The sequence below is a fragment of the Frigoribacterium sp. VKM Ac-1396 genome (assembly GCF_015350895.1).
GTDB lineage: Bacteria > Actinomycetota > Actinomycetes > Actinomycetales > Microbacteriaceae > Frigoribacterium.
This window is the reverse complement of record NZ_JADKSD010000002.1, coordinates 1-24,123: the sequence shown is the minus strand read 5'-3', so window position 1 is coordinate 24,123 and position 24,123 is coordinate 1. Positions and strand designations below refer to the sequence as shown.

The 24,123-nt window shown below is 63.5% G+C and carries 25 protein-coding genes and 3 pseudogenes; 13 read left to right on the top strand and 15 right to left on the bottom strand.

What is annotated here, in order from left to right:
• The 3 genes from ITJ55_RS16255 to ITJ55_RS07190 form a co-directional block, all read right to left on the bottom strand.
• Nucleotides 1–126 (bottom strand): hypothetical protein, encoded by a 126-nt coding sequence (locus ITJ55_RS16255; RefSeq protein ID WP_255521252.1) that lies wholly within the window; start codon nucleotides 124–126, stop codon nucleotides 1–3.
• Between the two features lie 98 nt (nucleotides 127–224).
• Nucleotides 225–1,436 carry an MFS transporter gene (locus ITJ55_RS07195; protein ID WP_194594812.1) on the bottom strand — a complete coding sequence of 404 codons (1,212 nt, stop codon included), beginning with the start codon at nucleotides 1,434–1,436 and terminating at the stop codon, nucleotides 225–227.
• A gap of 78 nt (nucleotides 1,437–1,514) precedes the next feature.
• Nucleotides 1,515–2,402: a helix-turn-helix transcriptional regulator gene (locus ITJ55_RS07190; protein ID WP_194594811.1), complete on the bottom strand. Its 888-nt coding sequence runs from the start codon at nucleotides 2,400–2,402 to the stop codon at nucleotides 1,515–1,517.
• A 157-nt stretch (nucleotides 2,403–2,559) separates the two neighbouring features.
• On the opposite strand from ITJ55_RS07190, the gene ITJ55_RS07185 reads away from it, so the two are divergent.
• Nucleotides 2,560–2,970: a hypothetical protein gene (locus ITJ55_RS07185; protein WP_194594810.1), complete on the top strand. Its 411-nt coding sequence runs from the start codon at nucleotides 2,560–2,562 to the stop codon at nucleotides 2,968–2,970.
• A gap of 90 nt (nucleotides 2,971–3,060) precedes the next feature.
• Here ITJ55_RS07185 and ITJ55_RS07180 read toward each other — a convergent pair whose 3' ends face one another.
• From ITJ55_RS07180 to ITJ55_RS07165, 4 genes are all read right to left on the bottom strand, one after another.
• Entirely contained in the window at nucleotides 3,061–3,243 is a 183-nt protein-coding gene (locus ITJ55_RS07180) for a hypothetical protein (protein WP_194594809.1), read from the bottom strand.
• Nucleotides 3,244–3,323: 80 nt separating this feature from the next.
• The gene (locus ITJ55_RS07175) at nucleotides 3,324–4,232 is read right to left on the bottom strand and encodes a TIR domain-containing protein (protein ID WP_194594808.1); all 909 of its coding nucleotides are present in this window, start codon (nucleotides 4,230–4,232) and stop codon (nucleotides 3,324–3,326) included.
• A gap of 279 nt (nucleotides 4,233–4,511) precedes the next feature.
• The gene (locus tag ITJ55_RS07170; protein ID WP_194594807.1) at nucleotides 4,512–5,021 is read right to left on the bottom strand and encodes a Pycsar system effector family protein; all 510 of its coding nucleotides are present in this window, start codon (nucleotides 5,019–5,021) and stop codon (nucleotides 4,512–4,514) included.
• Nucleotides 5,018–5,950: a hypothetical protein gene (locus ITJ55_RS07165; protein WP_194594806.1), complete on the bottom strand. Its 933-nt coding sequence runs from the start codon at nucleotides 5,948–5,950 to the stop codon at nucleotides 5,018–5,020. The genes ITJ55_RS07170 and ITJ55_RS07165 overlap by 4 nt, the downstream gene beginning before the upstream one ends.
• 403 nt (nucleotides 5,951–6,353) lie before the next feature.
• Between ITJ55_RS07165 and ITJ55_RS07160 the strand changes: the two genes are divergently transcribed.
• Nucleotides 6,354–6,584: a hypothetical protein gene (locus ITJ55_RS07160; RefSeq protein ID WP_194594805.1), complete on the top strand. Its 231-nt coding sequence runs from the start codon at nucleotides 6,354–6,356 to the stop codon at nucleotides 6,582–6,584.
• A 261-nt stretch (nucleotides 6,585–6,845) separates the two neighbouring features.
• On the opposite strand, the gene ITJ55_RS07155 is transcribed toward ITJ55_RS07160, so the two are convergent.
• The 3 genes and pseudogenes from ITJ55_RS07155 to ITJ55_RS07145 all read right to left on the bottom strand — a co-directional run.
• On the bottom strand, nucleotides 6,846–7,160 hold the full coding sequence (locus tag ITJ55_RS07155) for a hypothetical protein (protein ID WP_194594804.1): 315 nt from the start codon (nucleotides 7,158–7,160) through the stop codon (nucleotides 6,846–6,848).
• Nucleotides 7,161–7,333: 173 nt separating this feature from the next.
• Nucleotides 7,334–7,720, bottom strand: coding sequence for a hypothetical protein (locus ITJ55_RS07150; RefSeq protein ID WP_194594803.1), 387 nt, complete (start codon nucleotides 7,718–7,720; stop codon nucleotides 7,334–7,336).
• A 75-nt stretch (nucleotides 7,721–7,795) separates the two neighbouring features.
• A pseudogene (locus tag ITJ55_RS07145) lies at nucleotides 7,796–8,328 on the bottom strand (recombinase family protein); the annotation flags it as partial.
• A gap of 106 nt (nucleotides 8,329–8,434) precedes the next feature.
• Here ITJ55_RS07145 and ITJ55_RS07140 point away from each other — a divergent pair.
• Complete coding sequence (locus tag ITJ55_RS07140; RefSeq protein ID WP_194594802.1) at nucleotides 8,435–9,283, top strand: AbiJ-NTD4 domain-containing protein; 849 nt, start codon at nucleotides 8,435–8,437, stop codon at nucleotides 9,281–9,283.
• Between the two features lie 794 nt (nucleotides 9,284–10,077).
• On the opposite strand, the gene ITJ55_RS07135 is transcribed toward ITJ55_RS07140, so the two are convergent.
• Nucleotides 10,078–10,800: a hypothetical protein gene (locus tag ITJ55_RS07135; protein ID WP_194594801.1), complete on the bottom strand. Its 723-nt coding sequence runs from the start codon at nucleotides 10,798–10,800 to the stop codon at nucleotides 10,078–10,080.
• A gap of 601 nt (nucleotides 10,801–11,401) precedes the next feature.
• Here ITJ55_RS07135 and ITJ55_RS07130 point away from each other — a divergent pair.
• Nucleotides 11,402–13,393, top strand: a complete 1,992-nt coding sequence (locus tag ITJ55_RS07130) for an AAA family ATPase (RefSeq protein WP_194594800.1) — start codon at nucleotides 11,402–11,404, stop codon at nucleotides 13,391–13,393.
• Between the two features lie 42 nt (nucleotides 13,394–13,435).
• On the opposite strand, the gene ITJ55_RS07125 is transcribed toward ITJ55_RS07130, so the two are convergent.
• A complete protein-coding gene (locus ITJ55_RS07125) occupies nucleotides 13,436–14,536 on the bottom strand; it encodes a site-specific integrase (RefSeq protein WP_194594799.1) in 1,101 nt (366 codons plus the stop codon).
• Nucleotides 14,537–14,750: 214 nt separating this feature from the next.
• Between ITJ55_RS07125 and ITJ55_RS07120 the strand changes: the two genes are divergently transcribed.
• From ITJ55_RS07120 to ITJ55_RS07100, 5 genes are all read left to right on the top strand, one after another.
• Nucleotides 14,751–14,981: a helix-turn-helix transcriptional regulator gene (locus ITJ55_RS07120; RefSeq protein WP_370544068.1), complete on the top strand. Its 231-nt coding sequence runs from the start codon at nucleotides 14,751–14,753 to the stop codon at nucleotides 14,979–14,981.
• Nucleotides 14,981–16,684, top strand: a complete 1,704-nt coding sequence (locus tag ITJ55_RS07115; RefSeq protein WP_228498151.1) for a hypothetical protein — start codon at nucleotides 14,981–14,983, stop codon at nucleotides 16,682–16,684. Before ITJ55_RS07120 ends, ITJ55_RS07115 begins: the two co-directional genes overlap by 1 nt.
• 366 nt (nucleotides 16,685–17,050) lie before the next feature.
• Nucleotides 17,051–18,199 carry a plasmid recombination protein gene (locus ITJ55_RS07110; protein ID WP_194594797.1) on the top strand — a complete coding sequence of 383 codons (1,149 nt, stop codon included), beginning with the start codon at nucleotides 17,051–17,053 and terminating at the stop codon, nucleotides 18,197–18,199.
• A 398-nt stretch (nucleotides 18,200–18,597) separates the two neighbouring features.
• Nucleotides 18,598–19,236 (top strand): hypothetical protein, encoded by a 639-nt coding sequence (locus tag ITJ55_RS07105; RefSeq protein ID WP_194594796.1) that lies wholly within the window; start codon nucleotides 18,598–18,600, stop codon nucleotides 19,234–19,236.
• Nucleotides 19,237–19,291: 55 nt separating this feature from the next.
• Nucleotides 19,292–20,461 carry a hypothetical protein gene (locus ITJ55_RS07100; protein ID WP_194594795.1) on the top strand — a complete coding sequence of 390 codons (1,170 nt, stop codon included), beginning with the start codon at nucleotides 19,292–19,294 and terminating at the stop codon, nucleotides 20,459–20,461.
• Between the two features lie 666 nt (nucleotides 20,462–21,127).
• Here ITJ55_RS07100 and ITJ55_RS07095 read toward each other — a convergent pair.
• Together ITJ55_RS07095 and ITJ55_RS07090 are read right to left on the bottom strand one after the other, a co-directional pair.
• Nucleotides 21,128–21,280, bottom strand: coding sequence for a hypothetical protein (locus ITJ55_RS07095; protein ID WP_192124153.1), 153 nt, complete (start codon nucleotides 21,278–21,280; stop codon nucleotides 21,128–21,130).
• A 19-nt stretch (nucleotides 21,281–21,299) separates the two neighbouring features.
• Nucleotides 21,300–21,635: a hypothetical protein gene (locus ITJ55_RS07090; RefSeq protein WP_194594794.1), complete on the bottom strand. Its 336-nt coding sequence runs from the start codon at nucleotides 21,633–21,635 to the stop codon at nucleotides 21,300–21,302.
• A gap of 330 nt (nucleotides 21,636–21,965) precedes the next feature.
• Here ITJ55_RS07090 and ITJ55_RS07085 point away from each other — a divergent pair.
• From ITJ55_RS07085 to ITJ55_RS07070, 4 genes and pseudogenes are all read left to right on the top strand, one after another.
• A pseudogene (locus tag ITJ55_RS07085) lies at nucleotides 21,966–22,316 on the top strand (phosphopyruvate hydratase); the annotation flags it as partial.
• Between the two features lie 119 nt (nucleotides 22,317–22,435).
• On the top strand, nucleotides 22,436–22,849 hold the full coding sequence (locus ITJ55_RS07080; RefSeq protein ID WP_370544067.1) for a CrcB family protein: 414 nt from the start codon (nucleotides 22,436–22,438) through the stop codon (nucleotides 22,847–22,849).
• Nucleotides 22,849–23,223: a CrcB family protein gene (locus ITJ55_RS07075; protein ID WP_194595558.1), complete on the top strand. Its 375-nt coding sequence runs from the start codon at nucleotides 22,849–22,851 to the stop codon at nucleotides 23,221–23,223. The genes ITJ55_RS07080 and ITJ55_RS07075 overlap by 1 nt, the downstream gene beginning before the upstream one ends.
• Nucleotides 23,224–23,287: 64 nt before the next feature.
• Nucleotides 23,288–23,731 carry a hypothetical protein gene (locus tag ITJ55_RS07070; protein WP_194594792.1) on the top strand — a complete coding sequence of 148 codons (444 nt, stop codon included), beginning with the start codon at nucleotides 23,288–23,290 and terminating at the stop codon, nucleotides 23,729–23,731.
• 32 nt (nucleotides 23,732–23,763) lie between these two features.
• On the opposite strand, the pseudogene ITJ55_RS07065 reads toward ITJ55_RS07070, so the two are convergent.
• A pseudogene (locus ITJ55_RS07065) lies at nucleotides 23,764–24,123 on the bottom strand (C4-dicarboxylate ABC transporter); the annotation flags it as partial.

Genomic DNA, 24,123 nt, shown 5'->3' with positions numbered 1-24,123 from the left:
TCAGGCGTCGGGCGCCTCGGTGGGCCGGGCACGTTTCGCGCGCAGGTCGCGAAGGCTCTTCACGAGGTAGAACAGCCCCACTCCGAGCATCGGCAGACCGGCCCACGCACTGTCGAGCGTCACCACCAGCGTGATGTCGGCGACCCCGAAGACGACGGCGAGCGCCGCGCGTCACGGCACCCCACCGCACCTCCGACACGGCACGACCGGACAAGCAGATCCGGTCAGAGCGTCCCGGGGAACGCGTCGCGTCGCCCGTACAGGGTCAGCGCCAGCGCGACGACCCCGAACCCGATCATCAGCACCGGCAGCACGAGCCCGTCGGCCACGGTCAGCAGGGCCGCCCCGACGATCCCCGCGAAGAAGATCGCCACGTTAAACGCCACCGGCAAGAAGGCGTTCGCGACGTCCGCGTTGTCGCCCCCGACGGTGGTGAGGGCCGCCTGCAACTGGGCCGAGGCACCGCCGAACGTGACGCCCCAGAGCACCGCCGCGACCACCACGGCCGGCACCGACGCGTGCCCCACGAGCAAGACGACCCCGGCGGCGACGAACAGGGCGACGCTGCCGTGCAGCAGGGCCCGCGGGTGGCGGTCGAGCAGCGCCCCGGTGACGGCGATGCCGCCGATCGACGCGACGCCGTAGATCAGCAGCGTGACGTCGACGCCGAGCCCCGACCCACCGGCCCGCAGGTACGGCGAGACGTACGTGTAGATCGTGTTGTGGGCGAGCATCCACGCGGCGATGACGGCCAGGATCACGGCGATGCCCGGGATGCGAAACACCCGCCCGAGCGACAGCCGCGCCCCCGCCGGCGCCGGCGCCGCGTCGGGGACGACGCTCGCCACGAGTGCGACGACCACGATGCCGAGCACGGTCAGCCCGCCGAACGACCACCGCCAGTCGAAGGCCGTCCCCAGCCACGAGCCCAGCGGCGTGCCGAACGCGAAGCCGACGGGCGCACCCGCCGAGACGATCGCGAGCGACAGCCCGGCGCGGTCGGGCGGGCTGATGCGGCGCCCGTAGGCGGCGAGCATGCCCCAGATGACGCCCGAGAACGCGCCGGCCACGAACCGTGACACCAGCGCGAGCGCGATGACAGGCGAGAGCGCCGTCACGGTGTTCGCCACGACCAGGCCCGTGGTCGCGATCAGGAGGAGCGGCTTGCGACGCATCCCCCGGGTGAGCGTGATGGCCGGCACGGTCGCGACCACGGTGCCGAGTGCGTACGCGCTGATGAGCAGGCCCACGGCCCCCTCGCTCGTGCCGAGGCCGCCCGCGATGACGGGCAGCAGGCCGGCCGGCATCGTCTCCATCGCGACGAGGATGAACCCCGTCGTCGCCAGCACGACCAGCGAGAACATGGGCCACCGTTCGACGGGCCCTCCGGTGACGGAGGCGCGGTGGACGCGGGTGGGGACGGGCGCTGTCGACATGGTGAGGTCCTTTCGGGCGCGGGGATGCGCCTCCTGGGGGTGGGCCCAGGGGTGCGGGAGGAAGCGGGGAGGTGCGGGTCAGGTGACGGGGCCGGCCGACCGCGCGCGGTCGACGACGTCCTCGGTCGCCGCCCACGAGGCGAGGAGGCGCAGCCCCTCGTCGGACGCGGAGCCGGGGGTGGCCGTGTAGACGGTGAGCGAGTGCCCGGGGGTGTCTTGCAGTTCCATGACCTGGAAGTCCAGCTCGAGCAGACCGACGGCGGGGTGCCGGAACTCCTTCGCGCCGGTGTAGTGGCGGCGGACGTCGTGGGCGGCCCAGCGGGCGCGGAACTCGTCGCTGCGGATGGACAGTTCGCCGACGAGGGCGGCGATGCCGGGGTCGTGGGGGTTGCGGCCGGCGTCGCGTCGGAGGATGGCGACGTTGACGTTGGCGGCGCGCTCCCAGTCGGGGTAGAACTCGTGGGAGCCCGGGTCGAGGAAGATGTACCGGGAGTGGTTGGCGGGCCGCAGGGTGCCGCGGTACATGTCGGAGTACAGGGCGAAGCCGAGGGCGTTGGCGGCGACGAGGTCCATGCGCGTGTTGGTGACCATCGCGACGGCGCCGGTCATGGCGTCGAGCATGTGCTGCACCGGGGACTGTGCGATCTTCTGTTCGCTGGTGACCGGCGGCTTGCGGCGTGAGGGGACGGAGGCGCGGGCGAGGTCGTAGAGGTGGTCGGTCTCGGCCTGGTCCAGGCCGAGGGCTCGGGCGATGGCGTCGAGGACGCTGTCGGACACGCCGCCGAGGGCACCGCGTTCGAGGCGCGTGTAGTAGTCGACGCTGACGCCGGCGAGGCGGGCGACCTCGTCGCGTCGGAGCCCGGGGACGCGTCGCTGGCCACCGGCGCTGACGACGCCCGCCTGCTCGGGCGAGAGGCGTGCGCGGCGGCTGGCGAGGAAGTCGCGGACCTCGGCTCGGTTGTCCATGCGTCCGACCCTACGGTCGGTGGATCGGGGCAACCAGGCCCTGACGGGACCAGGTTCGGCGAGGCCTGGCATGCCGTGGGGTGGCCGTCGCCGTGACGCTCGCTCAGTACCTCGATAGGGTCGTGGCACCAGCACCACTCGACGACGGGGGACCGAGATGACTGACGGACACGACCACAACGGGCTGCAGGGCCAGCAGTACGGCGGGCAGCAGTACGGGGGTCAGCAGTACGGTGGCGTGCCGCAGGCGCCCGGGGCGGGGCCCGACGGAGGTGCAGTCCAGCGCCCGTCGCGTGGCTTCGAGATCGCCGGCTTCGTGCTGTCGTTCTTCGGCTTCCTGGCGATCGCCGGCCTCATCATGAGCACGATCTCGTTCCGCCGCCTCGGCCGAGCCGGTCAGCCCCGAGGCCTCTCCCTCGCGGGCATCATCATCTCGATCGTGGTGCTGGTGCTCACCGTCGCCTTCATCGTGGCGGGCGTCGCTGGGGCCTCGGCCCTCCTCGAGACCTGCCAGGACCTCGGCCCGGGCACCCACGTCGTCGACGGCGTCACCTACACCTGCAGCTGAGCTGCGACGGCGGTCGCCATGTGGGGCCGCGGCGCGGGTCGCCTTGAAGGCCTCTTCTGCCCTCGTGGCCGGAGGCTCTATTTGGCGCGCCTACTCCTTCTCAATACGGACGGTCGTCGTAATACCCATCAAGCTGGCCTTGTAGCTGAGCTCGCCGCCATCGACGGTGAACTCCTTCGTGTCGTCGGTCGAAGCGAGCATGGCCGAGTCGGTCGCGGCAGCGTCGCGGGCCGAGGACCACGTGTAAGGCGACGCGTCGTCGGTGGGAGGCATGAAGGTGCCGACATGAGCTCCTCAACATTCTGAAGATGAGCATATCTATCTACGACTAGCGGACTCGCTCCTGGTTTTACCTAGCCCGGGAAGCTGCCGGCGGTCCTCCATGCTTCGCGCGATTCATCGACGGCCAAGTCGCAATTTTTCAGTCGTCCGATGAGTGACTTGCGGCTAGAAATGTCTCCGGTCAAATTGACGTAGTTGAGTCCATCGATGTCGCTGAGCTTACGGACCTCACCAACCCTGACAAGGACTACGTGATCCGGGTCGCTTCCCATTGCCCACCCCGCCTCGAAGACAACATTCTGACGAGCCTGCCCCGTGAGCCGGGCCTCTCGTGGGTCGTCGTCGGGCTCAGAAAATATGTCCTTGACCCGACCCAGGTCGTCGGGCGTCATGAGCACAACGACGGCGTTCGCCAGCCTCATGCCGGCCCGAACAATGTCAATTGTGCTGGGGGTACCCCCACTGCACCCCCTTACTGCGTCGTCCCAAGTCACTATCCTCAGGTCAAGCGCCAGCAAAAGGGCTTCAAGCGCTGCATAGGCGCCTCCGTCCCTTCCTTTGACGATAAAAACGTTGCGTTTTGGTTCGCGAGAGGGGGTTTCACTAGGCATCGAGGCTGCCGTTCCTGGTCGCTTAAAGACGCGTTCCGTCGTCGGGGGACGCGCAGAACCTAGGTCAGCATCGAGACTCTCGTAAAGATCTGCTGACTCATGACTACCTCGTCTGAACGCTGGAGACATTCGTGATGTGTCGCTAGCCGCGTATGCGATGAGGCTCTGCAAGACCGTGTCACCGTCGGGCCTGAGCCCAAGCACGTGCGTCAAATTCGTGGATTTTCTCAACTTGGTTGAGGGCCCATTGAAGCTTGGCAGCGGAACGACGTCGTATCGCTGGTAAAGACTGTCGATCGTCTTGTGGTCCGATTCTTGATCTAGCAGCGCGGCTAACGCTTGCTTGGTCCGCCCACTGAGCTTGGTCATGGTCGCCCCCACCTTCCTCTGCGAACGTAAGCATCCCGCACTTTCCACGTCCCAGTAGACGATCCACCACCGAACGCTGCCGCACCTCGACCACTCAGCCGGAGTTGCGCTGACCTGGCCGTCTCGATAGGCGGGTCCGGAACGCATCTCGGTAGAGGATCGACTATCGGACGCCGACGTACCTAGTGCGCCCGCATCATCACTTGCACGGACGTGCACACATACTTGCTGGCCTGCGCTTCTTTCTGCGCATAGCAACTCGCATACGGCTGCACTCGACTATGCGAACACCCTCATCGACGCGCACGTAGCCAGTGCCGCTAGGCCAAGAACGAGCATGATCATCGACCAGGACGTCATGACGAACTTGCGGTCGGCGATACCGGCGTTGATTCGTGTTTGGCGGAGGAGGTTTGCGCCAAGTGTTTCGTGGCGAACAGCGTTAGCGAAAGCTGCCGCATATTCGTCCCCAGTTCCGTAGAGCGACGCAATTGCGCGGTAGAACACCACTTCGGAGCGGTCGGACGCGACGAATCGACGTATAGGTAGGAGTCCAAGGAATACGAACAGGGCCGCACCAGCGAGGAAAGCTCCAGCAGCAGCGGCTGGCACCAGGATCGCAGGACGATCGCAATTGCCTTGAGCCACGGCGTACACACCGCCGCCAGCGATGCCGATAAGAGCGAGCAGAGCGGTCATCTTCGCATCGCTATGCCTGATCCAGCTATTCACCAACTCGAGCTGTAGCCATGCGGCCGCTTCGAGCCGTTCTGACTTCTTGGTGCTCATCGAGTTGTCAGCCCGGCACGCCGGTTCCGCGCAGAGGCTCTCTTCTTAGCCATTACCTCACGGAGGTTACCCGCTCGCGCCGATCGCATAGATTCCTCGCGCGCCTCCCGCGACTCCGTCCTCGCTGTTTCGCCGGCCAGAATGGCGTCGCAGAACGCTTCCCCACAGCTCGGGCACCATGATGACGTGAGGACGCGACCGTAACGACTGTCGTCGCCCTCAGGGACGTTGTCAATGGTCTTGTTTTGCCAAAGCACCGCGGGCTTCGTTCCGGGCTCATGGGCGCAAGTCGTAGTCAGGTAGTCGTTGTCCTCAATGCTCGCCCAGACGTCGGCGGAAACTATTAGTTCTCCGAGATCGGCGGTCTGAGCGGCCTTAGCCGCATAGTTCACAGGCTTTCCGGACCAGATTGGCTCTTGCTCGCTGGGATTGCGAGGGGTGCCGATCCGCTTGGCCAACACTCGCCCGCTTGCGATCCCGACTTTGTAACCGGTCTCAGGCGCCTCGGGCCACTTCTCATGAATTTTTTCGGACAGGCCAATGCTGAACGTCTTGACCGTGATTCCCGCACAGACGGCCTGCTCGTAGCAGCCTTCGCCCCAGAAAAGACCGAAGGCACCATCGCCCTGGATTTGGATGAAATCCGCACCGAAGTGTTTGAGTACCCTCACCGCGTTGTCGGTCGATGCCTCGTAGATGCTCGCGGTAGAGGATGCGTGCTTCCCCGTTCCTAAGCGCGAGGAACCCTTCAGGTCCACGACAACGGCGACCACGTCTTCAAGCTGATGCCATTCGCGCTTCTCAATCGCGAGTTTCGCGACGTCGAACGACTCGGGGTCCTTGGCGACAACTTCGGGCGTCGTAGCCAATTCCTCGGCGACGTCGACCTGGATGTCGTCCAAAAGTTGCGACAAGTTCGCCTTTGTCACTTGAGTCCTCTCGTCGGGGAGCCGTAGTGGACTAAGTCTCACATCTGCTACCGACATTCGTTGATCGTGGTTTGTCTGAGCCGAAGATTTAGCCGTGCTGAGACTCGCAATCAGTGCCAGATCGACTGCCTGGACGAGCACGCGTTCGGACAGATCGAGGCAAACGCCGTGACGGCCTGCTGAACAGGCAGAAGAGACGCCTTTGACCGACGAAAGCCCATTCCGTGATCATATCGATACGTGCCCTTGCGCCCTCTCCGTAGGCTGGCCTCGGGCTGCACCTTCTCGTCAACACGTCCTTATGGCTCGATCTTGCGCAGCGCAGCGCCGGGGCGGGCAGCGATGGATCGTTGCCTTGCGGGCACTCATCCACCAGAAACGAGTAAAGCTGCTCGTCCCTCCCATGGTCATTGATGAATTCGACCGCAACGGGGCCCGGGTGAAGGCGTCCATGGCGGCGAGCATTGCGTCTAGGTTCAAGCAGATCCGGCAAGATGTCCTGACCTATGGCAGCGATGATGATGCTTACGCCGCTAAGGCCATCAAGGACCTCTGCCGGCACCTCCCGCTAATTGACGCGATGACGACCCGGAACTTCGAGCAATTCGTGAGCTTCTTGTCGCTGGCGAGATGATCCAGCCTTCGGACGCCGAAGCACTTCGCGTTGTCGAAGGCGGCTTGCAAAGAGCGATGCCGTTCCATGGCGGGAAGAACAGCGTCGCCGACGCCGTGATTCTCCAGCTGTATCGGACAGCCAAAGAGAGGGCGGACCTCGCAAAGCAACCCCAGCCTTGTGACTACCAACCGCACCGACTTCTCCCGTTCCACTGGCGACGGGCGAGAGCCGCACGACGACATCGCGAACTTGTTCGATGGGGCCGGTCGCCGTAATGCCCTAGGGGGCGAGGGCCTGGATACAGTCCTGCTTGAACACTTTGAAGAGGACATCGAGGAACTCTTCGAGGAGACCGACTTTCAAGAGGAACCGCGTCGGCTGGATGAGATCATGGCAGCAGAAACAGAGATCTTCGACCGCATCTGGTCCCACCGCCCCCTTCAACATGACTACCGTGCCGAACGAGAATCCGGCGCAGAAGAGCTCGAACGCCACCAGCTCGTGGCGGCCCTCAGCCGCGCGCGCGTCGAGGCCGATTACGCCAAGCCAGGGCAACTTGGTCCGTACTGGGACTTCGAGCTCAGAATGCTGCATGGGAAGATGAGCGCACTGCGGTGGGTAGTGGGTAGCGAATGGGACTTCCTTGACACTTGCATCTGCCTTGGACCGGCGATTAGTTCGGCCCCAAAAGCGTCAGATGCGAGTGGCCCCCGGAGGCCAGCGTCTGAGTAAAAGCTAGATTCACCGCGGCGACTGGCATCCGCTCTCTACGGCTCATCGTCACCGACAAGCTTCTCGCGTTCAGCCTTCAACTCCGCAAGAGTTGCCCTCAAATGCGAGGCCCTAGGTTCATCCTCATAGTTTCCAGCAACCGTGAGCCATCCGGCGTTCTTCGCGATATCCGCATCCAGGCGCGCAACCCGTGCGGCGTCATTGCTCCGCGCCTGACGCATTAACAGTCGATCTTGAGCGAACTGAACGGCTTCAGCGTTGTCCGCCCGCCGCGCAGCCCTAGCGGCCCGCCTGTTCGATCTCACACTGTCGACGACTGCCACCACGACTGCTCCGACTGTCCCCACGGCCGTTGCGAGTCCAATCCAGAAATTCCACCAATCTGCATCTGAAAAGTGGGCAAACTCGTAAATGGATGGCATGCCAAACATTTTCGAGCCCGGACTCCCATCCGACAACACCCGTGGTCGTATTAGGCGAACCCCTGGGGTTCGTAGCTACTGACCAGCCCTCTGGATCGTGCGATCTTCAGTCGGCCGGGCGACACCGTAGGACTCGGCTATGTCGCTCGTCGTGTGGGCGCCGGCGCGGTGCAGCTGAACCAGGTGCTTCTCCGGGCGAGACGGTGAGCTTGGGCTTTCGGCCGCGCAGCTTGCCTGCAGCCTTCGCGATCGCCATGCCCTCGCGGGTACGAGCACGGATGAGGTCGGCGTAGAACTTGGCGACCATGCCGAAAACGTTGAACAGGAGCCGACCAACAGGGTCGGTGGGGTCGCAGACCGCTCCCGGGAGGTTCAAGGCGACACCCTTCTTCGTCAGCTCGTCCGCGATGTCGGTCGCGTCGCGGAGCGACCGGGCAAGGCGGTCAAGTCTCGTGAAGACGACAACGTCGCCAGCGCCGCACGACGCCAGCGCCGCGCGGAGGCCGGGTCGCGCTCTCGCCGTCCCCGGACAGGCTGTGGTCGACATTCATGTGCTGGTCGTCGACGCCGAGCGCCTTAAGTCCGTCACGCTGGGCGGCGAGGTCCTGCCCCGAGGGACCAGACCCCCTGTCAACGAGCGCTAGGCGTTCGGCTCGTTCAAGTCATCCGCAGTCGCGACCAAAATTTGTCGGGACTATGGATACTCTTCCCATCATGCCGACCTTTTCTCAACGTGCGGGGTACACGCCGACCCGTAGCGTCATCCAGCACGAGGATCTTGACGACGAGACCCGCGTCGCCCTGTGGAACGTTATCGTCGCGGTCAACTCGCGGATGGACAATTTCAATTACGGCTATAAGTCGGTAAATCAGATCGCCACGTTCATCTGGTCCGCCGAGTTCAATAAGCCACGGGACGAGCAGCCCACGCAAGACAAAGTTTTCCGCTTGGTCAAAGCCCAGATGTTGCGTGGCCCCTGGTACTCAGTCCTCGACATGATCGAGGCCTACGTCGGGTATTTTGACAACTTCAAGCCTGATGGAATGCAGGACTGGACTCCAAAAGTGATTGCAGCTTTCAACGAGGAGTTTGAGCACTGCCTGGTGGACTGCCGCTTCATCGACGAGCAGCTAGTCCAAATTGGCACGGCTATCGAAGTCGACGCCATCGCTAATGCCCTTAATCAGACGACCGCCTTTGGAGGAGCCCGTCAGAGCATCAAACGGGCGGCCGATTTGCTCTCCGACCGCTCAAATCCGGACTATCTCAACTCCATCAAGGAGTCGATCAGTGCCGTTGAGTCGGTCGTCGTCAACGTCACTGGTAGGAAAACCCTCGGGGCTGGTCTGAAGGAGCTCACCGACAAGGGCGTGACTATCCACCCCGCTCTCGAACAGGCGTGGAACAAGATGTATGGCTGGACCTCAGACGCCGATGGCATCCGTCACGCCGCAATTGAGGAGTCCGAGAGCAGCCAGGCAATGGCGAAGTACATGCTCGTCACCTGCTCAGCGTTCGTCGTGTACCTCATTGAGACCGGCCAGAAGTCTGAGCTCATTTAGGGCGTAGGAGCCAATAAGCGCTGAATGGGAACAGCCTCTAGGGCTGCCGGGTGCCGGGTGCCGGCCGCCGGGTCTGACTACGACGCGTCTGCGAGCGTCACCTCGTGTTCACTTTCTTCTTCTCCGGCCCTGAAGGGAACGAGGCGTCCCACGCCTTGAAACGCTTGGGCACCTCACTCCCCCACCGCGCAGGGTAGCCATGCCGGATGATCCCAGCGCTTTGCTGCTGGCACGCGGCGTCCCGACCATGGCTCGCAGGCTGACGGGCCTGCCGCTAATGGTCCAGCGAAGTCCTCGTAGATGATCCGCTCGAACCGCATAGGAGTCGAGGGATCGTCACCGCTTTCGAGCTTGGCAACGTGCTCATCAGAGGCTTGGAGCGGTAGCGCGTGCGACTGACGCCCATGGCCGCCATGTGGGCAACCTGCGGTTGCCCCAACGTCTCACCCATTCCCGTTTCGGCCGCGTCACCGCTCTGGCCCGTCGACAAAGAAAAGAGCCCCGGAACCCCCACAAATACGGGGTTCTCGGGGCTGCATTTCTGGCGGTACCGGTGGGATTTGAACCCACCTTTACTCGCAACTACTGGCAAAGGCGGCATCTAGATGCCTGTATTTGCAACAGTTTGCACACACCCGACCACGACTACTCACGTCAACTGACATCTATTCCTGCACCAAACCGCACCACGGACTGGTTGAAAGCAAGAAAGGGGAGTTCGGCCTGCTAAGCCAAAGGTGGGTGCTGGACCTTGTGCCGCCCGTACCCTCGTCGAGGGTCAGGCAAGCTTCGACTTAGCGTGTCTCGGTATCCGGGAGGGATTGCCAGACCCCGCCTTCCAGGAGTTCACTTACGTGCGGCCCGTCCTTCCTCTTCCCGCCGTAGTACAGCCGGAAGCTCCGCAGGGCGCCCTTGTTGTCCTGGAACGTCAAGACCCAGGGAACACCTTGCGTGTTGCCTGACTTGTTCCAGGCACGGAACCCCCCGAAAAGCCTGGAAAAAGTCCAGCGGCCTTGCTCATTGGTCTTGTCCCACCATCTGACGAGGTCCGAGACGACGAAAAGTGGCACGTCTGACGGGCGGTAATACTTTCCGTCCGTGCTCTCAATGACGGGAGACTTGGGGTCTTGAACAGGTTCGTCCGGTTCAACGCCCTCGTCGCCTTCGCGCCGCTCGATGGGCGCGCTCGACTCAGGAGCGGCCAGATCAGCTCGAACCGCCTCGTTCATCCTCTCTTTGAGCTCGTCGACCGCGACAGCTGTATTCGACGAGTACTGAACTGACGTCTCGGTAAGTGAAGTCAATTTCCTCATCAACGTGGCTTGGTTGTTTGCCTCCAGACGGCCAGCGTCCTCCTGCAAGATAAAAATTAGAAGCGCAAGTCCGCCCGCCGCCAGAGTGACTGCTCCAAAAGCAAGCCCAAGTCCATTCCAGAGCCAATTTGGGTTGCTTCGTGCAACCAGGACGTAAACGACGGCACCCAGGAGAAGTGCGGCGGCCGCGTAGAGGACAATCACGGCCAAGATTCGAAGGGGTCTGCGTCCACTCTCCGACGCACCCTTTTGCTCACTAGGAACGAGCGCAGTCCTGCCGCCCCTTCCCGGAAGCTTCGTGACAATGCCCTCGTCGAGGAGCCGATTTCTTACGGTCCAGTAATCGGCCTCGGGGACCCCTAGAGCTTCCCGTAGTTCGCGATTTGTCTTGGGTGTTCCGTCCTCCGGAAGAAGTCGAACGAGGCGATCGGCGAGGTCCATTCCAGCTGCAATCACTGCTTGAACGGCCTCTCTGCAACCGCGCCCAACGCATCTCGAGTCTCAAAACCCACGTCCATGCCCATCCTCCGTATCCCCTCTGCGGATAATTCTGTTCAATTTGATGACCTTCAAGCGTTCGCCCACTTCGCCCCCCGGGGCAGACCATGACCTTCCACGCTACGGGCGGACTTGCTGCTCCGCCAAGGCTTTCAAGCCGTGGAAAGTGCGAAAACTAGGGCCGTGTGGGCCAGTGGCTGGTTCCAAAAAGGGGCGCAGCGCCAGACACTGCGAGCCCCTCCGTGACAAATGTGAGGATAAGGCACAATCACGAGCAGCTAGACACGCTGAACTTCAAGGGGGATGCATGCTCATCACGAGCGTTCAGATCGAGAATTTTCGCTGCATCGAACAGCACACCATCAATTTTGAGAACATCACCAGCTTCATTGGGCCAAACGGCGCCGGAAAGTCAACGGTCCTGCGTGCCCTGGACTGGGTTTTTAATGGCGCGAAGGATTCGCTATCCGTTGCAGATGTCTTTGGTTCGCCCAAAACGACCGACAAGACCGTCCGTGTGACGGTTAATTTTGCTTCACTGTCTGATCGCGATCGGGAAGTCCTGACTGAGCGATACGCGCCAGCCCACGCAGAGACTTTTGCAATACGCCGCGAGTGGAACCCCTTGGACGGAGATCGCCTTGCAGGCGCGTCGGCCAGCTATCCGGCATTCAGCAACACGCGGAAACTCCTCGACGGCCCCGCGGAGCCAGCGAAAGCCCACTTCCGCGAACTTCGCACGGCCCTGGCGGAGCAGGGAATTGAGCTGGCTGCCGCCGCCTCCAAGCCCGCCATTATTCGTGCCTTCAGGGAGTGGGAGGAGCTCCATCCAGAAGACCTTGTCCCCACGTTCACCAGCGACAACCACATGTTCGGTTTTGCCGGCCAAGGCGAACTTGGGAAAGTCTTTTCTTTCATTTTTGTCGATGCCGATCTTCGTGCCCACGATGAGGCTGAAGACACGTCGAAATCGATCGTAGGAAGACTCCTCTCACGGGCCTTGGATCGCACCGAGGCCGAGGCTGCTCTAGCTGACCTGGCGGATGAAGTGACTCAGAAACATGATGCGATCAACAAGCAGCACTTGGGACCGAAACTTGGTGAGTTGTCGGAGGCCCTTACTGCGGGAATTGGGCGATTCACAATCGGGCGCAACCTGGTGCTTCGACCGCAAGGATCGCTCTATGCACCACCGAAATCTAAGGTCGATGTCAAGATCTTTGACCAAATCGTGGAGACGAGCCTCGGAAACCAAGGTCATGGTTTTCAGCGGGCAGCTCTCGTGGCCTGCCTGCAAGTCCTAGCCGCGTACTCGACAGATACCTCGGAAGACAGCACCCTCTTCCTCGCGATTGAGGAGCCGGAACTCTTTCAGCACCCCACTCAAGCGCGTGCCTTTGCATCAGTGCTGCGGCGCCTCGCCCGGGAGGCCGAAAATAAGCTTCAGGTTGCCTACGCCACCCACAGCCTCTATTTCGTTGACCCCTTTGAGTTCCATGAAGTCCGCCGAGTGACTCGAACAATGACAGGACAGTTCTCGGTCGCGGCTACGAGCCGGGACGCTGTGTCAGCGATCGTCGCACCGCAGATGTCTGCGGGCTGGGAGATAAGCAGTCAATGGTCAAAGCTGATCCTCTTGGACCTCCGAGAGGCGCTGTTTTCGGCCGGGGTTGTCCTCTGCGAAGGCGCCGATGATGCAGCCATCCTGCAAGGGGCCAGCACGCACTTAGACGATTTCGACGTGCTCGGAGTGACAGCGACCGCAGTCCGAGGAAAGTCCGACCTGTTCCTCGCTCATGCAGTCCTAGAAGCGTTCCAGATTCCCACCCTGATGGTCTGGGACAACGACTCCGACCTGCACACCCGCATGGCCACGCGAAAGCAGGCGAAACTGCGGCTGGCAGGGGAAGCACGCGAACTGACTTCAGCTGAACTGGACGCGATCGAAAAGATCAAAGAAGAACAGGCGGCGCGCTTCAACCGAAAAATGGCCGCCTACCTGGACCTGGAAGGCCTAGACGCGTATCCAGTCGGGCTAGTGTCTGCCAACGCCTTCGCCGTTGCCGACACCTTAGAAACGATGCTCAACGAGGACTGGCCCGCTCTCTTCGAGGCACGAGAGACGGTGATCAAAAGTGGCGACGGTGTCGACAAGGAGAAGCACGAGGCCACGTACTGGCTGGCGGCCCAGCAATGCTCCATCGCTCCCACAGGGGCTCTCCTCGACATCCTGGTCGCGGCAAAAGCCTTAGTTGCCCCCAACGGCGCTGACGAGAATGCGACTTCCCTGCCCGCCTGAATATCACATCTACTGACAGGTTGCTCGTGGCCTGAGCTGCTCCTAATCAGACGGAAGCTGGGCCGTTCTCTGGCGACTGAGCGCATCGGTCACATTGTCGAGGTCGTCCGGAAACAAGGCCGCGTAGGTATCCAGAGTGACTTTGGCCGACTTGTGCCCGAGCATGCGCTGCACCACCTTCACATTTGCTCCTGCACTGATGGCAAGCGAAGCAGCTGTGTGCCTGAGGTCATGAGGTGTTACGCGGCGAAAGGTCGGGTCCGCGTTCTCGCAGCGCTTGACTGCGCCTGCGAACCATCCTTGGTGAGCGTGTCCGGCCCGTAGAAACGTTCCGTCGTCGGCGTTCCAGAGACGGTCCTCAGGCGCTTTCCCCGCGCAAGCTGCCGCCACTTCTGAGTCGAGGAAATCCGGGTAAGCGACCATCCGACGTTCGTGTGACTTAACCCCTCCGAGCACCTGCTTGTAGTTGACCTCGGCTACCGCCTCGCGAATGTGGATTCGACGCCGCTCGGGATCGATGCTTCGCACGCGCAACGCGGTAGCTTCGCCCCAGCGAAGTCCTGTGTAGGAGAGGAACCGGACCAGACCGGGATACCGCGATGTAGCAGCGAGGGCCTCCACCTGGAGGTGCGTCAGGAAGACTTCATCGGGCATCGGTTTCCTCTTGATGACGATTCCGCGGGCAGGGTTCTTCGCAACGCGGTTGTCTTCGATTGCGTCGTCAAAGATGCCGGCGAGCAAGTCTCGTGCCCGTGCGACGGTCGTGTGCGAGCGCCGCTCGCCAAGCTGGGTCAGCCACGCCTCAACCTGCCGCTTGCTGATTGCGCCGACCGCATAGGCGCCCCACTCCGGAAGAACGTGAATGCGCCAGGCGCTTTCCACCGAGTGGTAGCTGCTGGCCGTGATCTTCGACCGATGACGCTCCATCCATTGCTCACCGAGCTGGGCAACGGTTGCCCTTGCATCGGCCCGGTCGATGTACGCGCCCTTGAGCTTTGAGACCTCCACGGTGGCCAGGTGGGCCTCGGCGTCGCGCTTCAGCTTGAATCCGCGATCGTGCCCTCGAGTTCCATCTGGCTTCGTGTACCAGACCTCGTAGAGCCGGCCCTTCGTCTTCGTGCTGTACGGCTTTACCGTGCCCATGCCGCCTCTGTAGGTGTCGATTGCTGTGGTCAGTCGTGAGTGTACAGCCGGGTATGTGCTATAAATGGGGTCCAATTAAAGACATGAGTGTTGTCGCACGATGACGGCTAGCTTGGCTGGGAGATACTCCCCATCCACAACCTCAGGGTTGTAACGAGCACAACGGTGGCGTACAGATCTGCCGGAAGCACTCCTCATTCCGAGGAGTACATCCGTGCCCACATCTGCCCCCTTTAGCTCCAGCGTGCTGGACAACCTCATCTCTCCCGCCACACTGGCCGCACGCCTCGGCACCACCGAGCGCAGCTTGAGCGAATGGCGCATCAAGGGTCGCGGACCCAAGTTCATTCGAGTGGGCCGCGGCGTCCGTTACCGCCCCGAGGCCGTCGATGCATGGCTTCTGGCTCAGGAATACGCCAGCACCTCTGAGGAGGTGTTCGCGTGATGGCGCTTGTCGCATCCCGGGAAACTGTGGATCTCGCCCACGAGGAAGCAGCGCCCCCCGGATCTGCAGGCCTTATCGCGGGGGGCACTGTGCTTGTGCCCCCCGCCCACCTAACTGTGGAAAGTGTGGATCTCAGCACTTCCGAGGGCGTGAGCTCTGCCAAGGCCGATGAAGAAGAGCCGGCGCCCGCCGACCCATTCGCTCCCGGTGGCCCCTGGCACTACGCAGAGAGCGTCAAGGGACGCATCTTCATGATCACCACCGACTGGGTCCACCCCGACACCGGCGAAGTCTTGATCACTCCCGCCGTCGTCGAGGAGCGCATCCTCCGTAAGGGCAATCTCAGGACAGCCTGGATCAACCACGACAAGGACCCGTTCACCTCCGAGGACGGCCTCAGCAATCCGCGCGCTGTAGTCGGGGCGGCGAAACCCGCGCACGTCCACATCGTCGAGGAAAGAAAGAACGCCACGACTCTCGCCGCTGTAGCTCGCGCCTGGGGCATCGCCCCCAACTTCATCAAGATGCGTAGTGGTCACGGCGTCTTTCTGGACCTTGTGGAGTACCTGACTCACGAGCACGTCAGGCAGCAGGGGCTCGGGAAGCACCGCTACGACGATTCCGAAGTCAGCGCCAACTTCGACTTCCGAGGCGCCGTCGATGAGCACGTGGCAGGCCGGTCCAGTGGAGGTAGTGGTCGAGGTTCCAAGAAGCTCGACGGCCTCCTTCTCGGCGTCCTGCACGGTGAGCTGTCACTGCGGCAGCTGCGCAGCGAGCACCCTCTCGAATATGCCCGCAATCTCCGCAAGTTTCACGACCTGCGGCGCGACTTCATGCTTTCGAGTCCGCCCCCGAGCTTCCGTGTCAACTACTACATCCACGGTCAGTCAGGCGCCGGCAAGTCGGTTCTCGCCCGCATGTTCGCCAGAGCGCTCTACCCTGCCCTGGACCCTGAGGAGTGCTACTACGACGCAGGGGACCCCAAGGTCCTCGCTCAGAACTACGGCGGCCAGCCGGTCATGATCCTCGACGACTACCGACCGAAGGACTTGATCTTCGGTTTCGGCAGCCGCACCTCCGTCTGGCGTGCCTTCGACACGTCGCCTGGACGGGCAGACATCAACATCAAGAACGGCTCGGTCCGCATGGTTCAGGCGGTCAACATCGTGACGGGTGTCATCCCATACAGGGAGTTTCTCGCAGACCTCGCCGGTAGCTACCGCAGTCCCGACGGAACGGACCACGAGGCCGAAGACGACCGCCAGGCATTCCGCCGCTTCCCCTTCGTTGCCGAGGTCACTCCGGAGACTTTCGAGTTCTACGCCAACGAGGGCTTCTTTGAGGGCACCGACGAGTACAAGGCGTTCCGCCACCTCTTCACGATGCGATGCAACATGCGAGAACTCGCCCAGACCCTCGACGCCATCGAGACCGAGGAGGGCAAGGACCAGTTCCGCGACGCCGTAGGCCAGAAGGTCCTGGGCGGCATGCTCTCCGCGCACAGGGACGTCCGTCCAACTGGGTCTCTCGCGGCCGCCGACGCCATCGCGATTCTCGACCGAGTCGCCACCCTCACTGGCACGGAGATGGAGGACGACCGCGCTCGTCGGGAACGAAACGAGGCCGACGCCAGAGCTCAAGCTGCCGAGCTGGACAAGGCTCGTTGGGAGGTGCGCGATGCGACTCCTGCGTTCCATGGTTGAGCCTTCGCTCCGCGGGCTTCGTCACCCCTCACTCCGTGGCTGCGCCGGCGCGCAGCGCTCGGCAGCCGGCTGCCCGTCAAGCGACCAGCGCGACGGGTCTCTGGGACTCCCGTCAGGGAGTCCTCGACGCGCTCTGCGCGGAGGCGCCCCGCAGGGCACCAGGAACTTCGACGAGCGGAGCGATGCCGAAGTGTATGGGGCTACACCTTCTACTGCCGCGAAGGAGACCACCACCCTCCCGAAGGCGCACTGGGGTGGTGGTTGGAGTCGCGGCAGTAGAAGCCCCTCGGGAGAGCCGCCGGAGGCCCCGACAGGTGATGCGCCGAAGGCGGATCACCTGTTGGGAGTCGTAGAGGGGAGCGAAGCATGAGCTACACGATGACGTTCGACGTGTCCCACAAGGTCAAGATCGGCGGAGGCCACGTCAAGAACTTCCTTCGCCACATCGCCCGTGACGCCGACCAGGCGGCCGGCTTCCACTTCCAGCACGTCAACAAGAACATCGTCCCGGAGCGCACGAAGCTCAACTTCACTCGGGTCAACGACGGCGCCGGCGACTTCCGCGCGCTCAAGTCGGTCGACGGCCGGCCGCCGTCTCAGGAGCTCGAGGACTACCTCAACCAGCGCCTGGCCACAGTCGTCAAGGGCCTTCGCAAGGACGCCGTTCCGATCCGCGGCATAATCCTGCAGCTCGACCCCAAGTGGTTCGAGGAGCACAACCCGGCCTGGCGAGAGAGCGGCATCAACCAGGCGGCAGTCGACAACTTGAACGCCTCGATGGAGTGGGCCTGCCAAGAGTTCGGCCAGCAGAACCTCATCGGCTTCTCGCTCCACCTCGACGAGTACAGCCCCCAGCTCCAAGTCCTCATGACACCTGTCACCGAAGATGGCCGACTCGCCCAGAAGGACTTCTTCAAGGGCCCCTCAGACCTGAGGCGGCAGCACAAGGAGTTGCGCGCGCACATGGACGGAGCCGGTTACGACGTCGAGGTTCGGGTCACCGAGCGCTCGACGGAACACCTCAGCAGCAGCGAGTTCCAGGCCAAGGCCGACCGGCTCCAGGCCGCCGCGCAGGACATGGAGGACGAGAAGGCGACCTACGAGACCCTCGTTAGAAGCCTCGACGTCCGCCGGAGCAACCTCAATATTCAGCAGGCGGCCCTGGCGGAGAAGGAACGTGAATTGGCGGCTGAGCAAGAGAAGGCGCGCCGGACGGCGGAGGCGGCTGAAACCGCACGGCAAGCAGCAGCAGCGGCGCGGTTCGCAGCCAAGCTTGCGCGAGATGAAGCAGAGACGGAACGGGCCAGGCTGCAGGCGACAAATGACCGGCTGCAGCAGCTGCCACCCGACTTCGATAGGTGGCTCGACAAGGTGCGAGTCGGAGGAACTCCACTTCGTGAGCGGTTCATGGCCGACATGGCAAAAGCGCGGGCAGCCAGAAGCGATTTGGCCCGCCAGGTGGGCTACTCCGTCCGCGACAAGGGCGCGGAGGACGCTGAACGAGAAAGAGGCTGAGGGCGGCCGCATGACGGTCACAACTCGACGAGTTGCGGCCGTCGCCCGACTACATCGTGGTCGGTTGACGGCCGCCTGACGGCCAGCAAAATGCGTGGTCACAGGCCGGTCAAGTGCAGGCCCCGGACCTGCCGGGAGACTCCCCTAAAACGCCCCTCGGGAGGCCGAGAAGCGCCCACCCTACGACTTTTGGGCGACACGCCGACCCGCGCCAGGAATACTTTTTGGCACTTTAGGCGGCCTGGCAGCGCGCAACGGGACCGCTCGTCTACGAGCAAAGCCCGTTTGCTGGCCGTGGCCAAAAAGCCGCAAAAAGAGGGAAAAATGCTGTTGAGGCAGTGCAGCAGCGCCCGAGGCTTAGCCAAAAAAAGGCCACTCGAGACTTACAGTCCCTACTCATGAAGAGCGAAGACGCCCAAGTCCATCCCCTCGACCCGTCCGACGACGCAGTGACCGAATTCATCGACACCGTGAACGCCCTCGGCGTCGACGGGCGCTGGCTCGTAGGGGGTTTCACCGACTTCCTCAGGCTCCAGAAGCGCGGCGGAGGACCCGGCATGACCGCCGAGGAACGAAAGTTCGTCATCGAGTCCGGCGCTATGACGGAGGCAGAGCTCGTGGTGTCCGAAAGGAGCGTCGCGAGAGGGTCGCTTGAAAAGAGCGCTGGGGAGCTGTGGCTCAGGACGTATCAAGAGACGTGGTCCGCGAACACAGCTGCTCAATTTCTAGGCTGGACGCAAAAGGAAGTCCTGGCCGCGGCTGAGGAGCAGCGCATCTACGGCATTCCTGTCCGGGGCAGGCTCCGATTCCCCCGCTGGCAGTTCAGCCTCGGCTCACCCGGAAAGCTCATCCCCCACCTCGAGACCGTCTTGCCCGTCCTGACCGAGCACTGGGACTGGATCTCCATCAGTGCCTTTATGTCCGTTAGACAGCGCAGCCTTGTGGCCGAAGGTCGCAAGACACCGCGGTCCTGGCTGCGCGACGGCGGAGATCCCGCCGCCATCGCCGACATTGTCGAGAGTGACAAGTGGTGGTAGATACAGCAGATTGCTTCAAGCCACGACGCCCGGCTTTCTCTGAGACCGGATTCACGTGCGTCGCAGATACGCGCAAAAGTCGTGGCGGCCGGTGATGGCGCGATCCGAAGTCTGGCGCGCCTCCGGCGAAGGAGTTGTCCGCGTACCGCCTTCCTCGATGATGCTCGAGTCGAAGCTCGAATCATGGATAGAAGCCGAACCAGGAATTCTAGGAGCGCTGCTCATCATCGGTCGGCAGGTCACGACTCGAAACGGCGGGCGCGTGGATTTGCTGGCGATGGATATCCTTGGCGACCTGCACGTAATCGAGCTCAAGCGAGACAGAGCGAGTTCCTTGGTGGTGAGTCAAGTCCTCTCTTATGGCGCATGGGTACAACCACTTTCGGAGGACGAAGTCCGAAGGGTCTTTCGCCGCTACCGCCCCGATACCTCCATGGAGGAGGCATTTCTCGAGTGCTTCGGTGCCGAAATTCCCGACAAGATCAACGCCGCGCAGCATTACGTCATAGTCGCCGTCGAGGTCGATCAGGCAACGGAGGACAGCGTCCAGGTCCTTGCAGCCGAAGGTGTCCGAATCAAGCTGGTGCTTTTCGAACACTTTGAAGACAGAGGAGCGGATTACTTCGTTCGGCTGACATTGGCCCGCAGCCCGCAGCGCAAACGCGGCCGCCTCAAGCCCGGGGTCGTGGAAGAGCGAGAGCGACACGAAGCTCCAGGAATTCCAAACTCCCCGGCTCGTAAAGCACCCCTCGCCGGGAGCGACACCACCGAGAGTCCCCAGCGACTTTGTTCTAACGAAGCGCACCCTCATACAGGCGAGTCCTGCTCGTGGTCGCGGTCAGAGGCAACCGCCGGGGTCACAAGAGTCATAGCGGTTGTGAAGAAACCGGAGACAACAGTCGACAGCTTCGATGACCAAATAGAACAGTTCTGGCTTTGGTTCTCCCCGCAATTCAGGCGCGACCACTACGCATACGACTGGCTGTTCCGCCTCTACTCCGACTGGGCTAAGAGCGGTGGGGACCAGGCCCCGCTCATCCACATGGTCTTCGTGAGGCGACTCAAGCCGATCGCTACAGCTTCTGAGCATTGGGTAGACAATCGTGCTCGTCCAGCTGCTCTGACCCGTGCCCACGAACCACTCATGGACCGCATCCCCGACACATTGCCGAGCAAATGGAACGCTGCCCGTCATGGTCTGCGACGTATCCGCAGGGCAATGTAGGCGCGAACTTCGGGTCGAGGGTGCTTCCCTCGGGCGCTTTCGCTACTCCAAGCCCGGGCAGCTCCCACACAGGTTGCCACTGGCCCTGCCACGAGGAACCTCTCGTAAAGGTAAGAGTCGTGGGCGGACCGTAGAGCGGTGGCTTGCTACTCCCTCTCGAGGCGCACGGTCGTCGTGGTGCCCTGCCGAGGACGTCAACCGTCTCTGCGACCGGAGGGCGCAGTGCAACCCGAAGGGGAGCAGGGGAGCAGGGGAGCATTCCGGCGCGAAATAAGGGAGCCCCGCGACTGCGTGCCGAAAATCTCGGAGGAGCCGGTGGCGTAGCCACTTGAACGGAGACCCGGAGGTGGCTACGAGGGAGCGCAGCGACCGAGCCGCCGAAGGCTTCACGGCAAAAAGACGTGCCCGAAGGGCATTGAGCGCCGCGAAGCGGCTCCCCGGGAGCGCAGCGACTCCCCCGGACCGCGCAGCGGGCCGTGCCCCTAGGCCGGCACCGGACTCGAGAACGGTCTGCGCCACGAAGAAGCCCCCGCCCGGCTGGGGGGAGCCGGAATGCGGGGGCTGCTGCTGCCTAGCGGGTTAGGGACCGCCCGGCAGCTCTCGGCCAGCTCGGGGGGAAGCTGACCGGAGCGGGGCTTCGCGCGGCCCCTGACGGCTCTCTCGGGCTCAGTAGGGAGCGACCGAGGTCACGATGCGATCCTCGGGCAGCGTGGCGCGCACCTGGTCGATCGCGTCGGCCGGCGTCGGGGCGTTGACCTCGACGGCCACGGCCTCGGCGCTCGTGTCGCCCTTGGGGCGGTGCCTGACGAACCAGCTCATGCCTTGACGCTACCGGCGGTCACGACGGCCACTCGTCCAGCTCGGGATGCAGCCGGCCCGTGAGGGCTGACAGCTCGGCCTCGTGCTGGATCATCCACGCGACGGCGCTGTTCAGGCTGTCCTCTCGGCGTAGCCAGGGCCGGCCGCCGGCATCGTCTCGGCCTTGGGCGTAGCAGTGGTACGCGATGCCGCCCAGCTCGGGGCGCGAGAGGACGTAGCCAAGGGGCGCAGAGCGCACCCGGCGGACTTGCCAGACACCGAACTGTCCCGGTGCCGGCGGCACCGCGAACGGGTGCGTCGGGATCGGCCGGCGCAGGATGCTGGCTGCTGTCTCACCTGATCCCCGAACGCCCATGCCGGCAGACCGTACGAGCAACCACCGACACGACTGGCCGCCTCCTCGGAGAGGAGACGGCCAACGTGGACGGGTCGAGCTAGTGCCCGAAGTGCTCCCAGAGGGTCGTGATCGCGTAAGCGAGCATCGGGACAACGGTTGCCAGAAGCAGTCGGACCTGGCGCAGGAATGCGCTCAGGTCCTTCAGGGTTGCAGCCGGGGTCGCCGTGTGCTGGCGCGACCCCTTCGGCTGGGCGGCGGAGGAGCTGAGGTTCAAAACGGGGCCCTGCTTTCGAGTTGGTGTTGCTGTGGTGAGGTCGGGCGAGCTGTCTTTGCGGGACGACCCGACCGCTCGTCGGCGACGACCTGTACGTGACTGACCCCGAAAGGATCGCTGAAGGCGCGGAGCAGGGCTGGTCGGACGCCGTTCTCATCAAGCCGAATCAGATCGGTTCTGTCAGCCAGACCCTCGACGCGATCGCGACGGCCCGGTCCCACGGCATGGCCTGCATGGTGTCGCACCGCTCCGGGGAGACCACCGACACCTTCATCGCCGACCTCGTCGTCGGCACCGGGGTCGGGCAGATCAAATCCGGTGCCCCCGCACGCGGGGAACGGGTCTGCAAGTACAACCGCCTCACCGATATCGAAGCCGATCAGCCTGGACTTCCCTACGGCCTCAGCACGAAGGACGATGCATGACCACCCCCTCACCTGACTCACCGTTCCCGCCGCTGCCTTCGAGGAGAGGCGACGAGTTCGAAGGACTGGGCCAGAACCCGGACCTCGATGTCGATGACTCCACGGGTACCGAACGGCCCGTGCACCTGCGGTGGCGGTTCATCGGACTCGTCGCCCTCGGAGGCACGATCGGCACGGGCCTGCGCGAAGGCCTGGCGTTGAGCTTCCCCGCGGCCCCGGGCAGCATCCCCGTGACGATCCTGCTGATCAATGTCGTCGGTGCGTTCGCGCTCGGGCTGCTCCTTGAGTCGTTGGTGCGACGAGGGCCGGACGCGGGTCGCCGACGCGACCTGCGTCTACTCATCGGTACTGGCGTTCTCGGCGGGTTCACCACCTACAGCGCCCTCGCGGTCGACACGGCAACCCTGCTCGGTGACGCGCTGCCGATCGCGATCGCCTACGGTGTGGGATCGGTCGTGCTCGGCGCCGTGGCGTCCTGGGCCGGCATCACCGTCGGTGCCGCCCTCCACCGACGTTCTGAGGCGGCGTCGTGATCGCCCCGTGGCTCTTCGTCGCGATCGCGGTCGCCGGTGGTGTGGGTGCAGCCCTGCGCCTGGTCGTCGATGGCGCCGTCCGCAGCACGCGGTCGGCCCCCATTCCGCTGGCAACCCTGGTCATCAACGTCAGCGGGTCGTTCGTGCTCGGCTTGCTCACCGGTCATGCCGACCACGCGGGGCTGCCCAGAGAATGGCTGCTCGTCGCGGGCGGCGGGCTCATGGGCGGCTACACCACGTTCAGCACCGCCAGCATCGAGACCGTGCGCCTCGTAGCCGAGAAGAGATGGGTCGCTGGGATCGCCAACGGCGCGGGCATGCTGCTGCTCGCCGTCGCTGCCGGGCTTGTCGGCCTCACCATCGGCACGTCATGATCGGCTATCGAGCGCGCGGCCATATCGCGAGCGTCATGCTGACGAGTGAGCAGGAGAAAGCATCATGAGCAACACCGTCATCCACGACTTGGTTTCCGAGATGCTGAGTCGGCTTCCGTCCGGTGGAGGCATCGTGGCTGTGGATGGCGATGCTGGCGAGCAACTCTCGGACATGGGCAGTCAGTTAGCTCGGGAGATCAGCGCGAGAGGCCTCACGTCGTCGGTCCGATCATTCACGGGCGCAGACTTCGAGTCTTCACCCGCCGGCACGGACGTGGTGTTGGTCGTCGGCGAAGGCGCGTTGCAGCCTGGCGTCCGGACGCGGTGGAACTGGACTCTGTGGGTCGAAGCCTCCGGGGTGCGTGATCCGGCGAGCAACGACCGCAGTGCGGTGGCGTTCGAGAGCTACCGGTCGCGTGACGAGCCCAAGGGTGCCGCCTCGGCCATCGTCGACGTCAGTGACCCCGAGGCCTATCGCCGTGACTGGAACGACGCCTGTTCGATCTGAGCCACTCCCCCACGCGCCCTCGTCGTCCGCGGTCAGGGCAGGGGACGGGGAGGCGCGAGGAGCGTTCCGCGGATGACGCTGCCGTGGAAGGTGCGCACGGCGACCGTGATCCAGGCCCCGACGAGCCCGATGTAGAACACGACCGCCAGTACCTGCAGCGCGACGAGTCCCGTGTGCAGGGCCAGACCGTTCAGGCCTGTCACGCAGGTGCCGACGGGGAAGGTGAACGACCACCAGGTGAGTGAGAACGGGAGCCCCTGGCGGATGGTGCGGCGGGTGATGGCCGATGCCAGTGCCGCCCACATCAGGGCGAAGCCCAGAGTGGGCACACCGTAGACGAGCCCGAAGACGAACAGGGCGTGCGAGGTTCCCTGGTCGACGGCGAGGTGGGC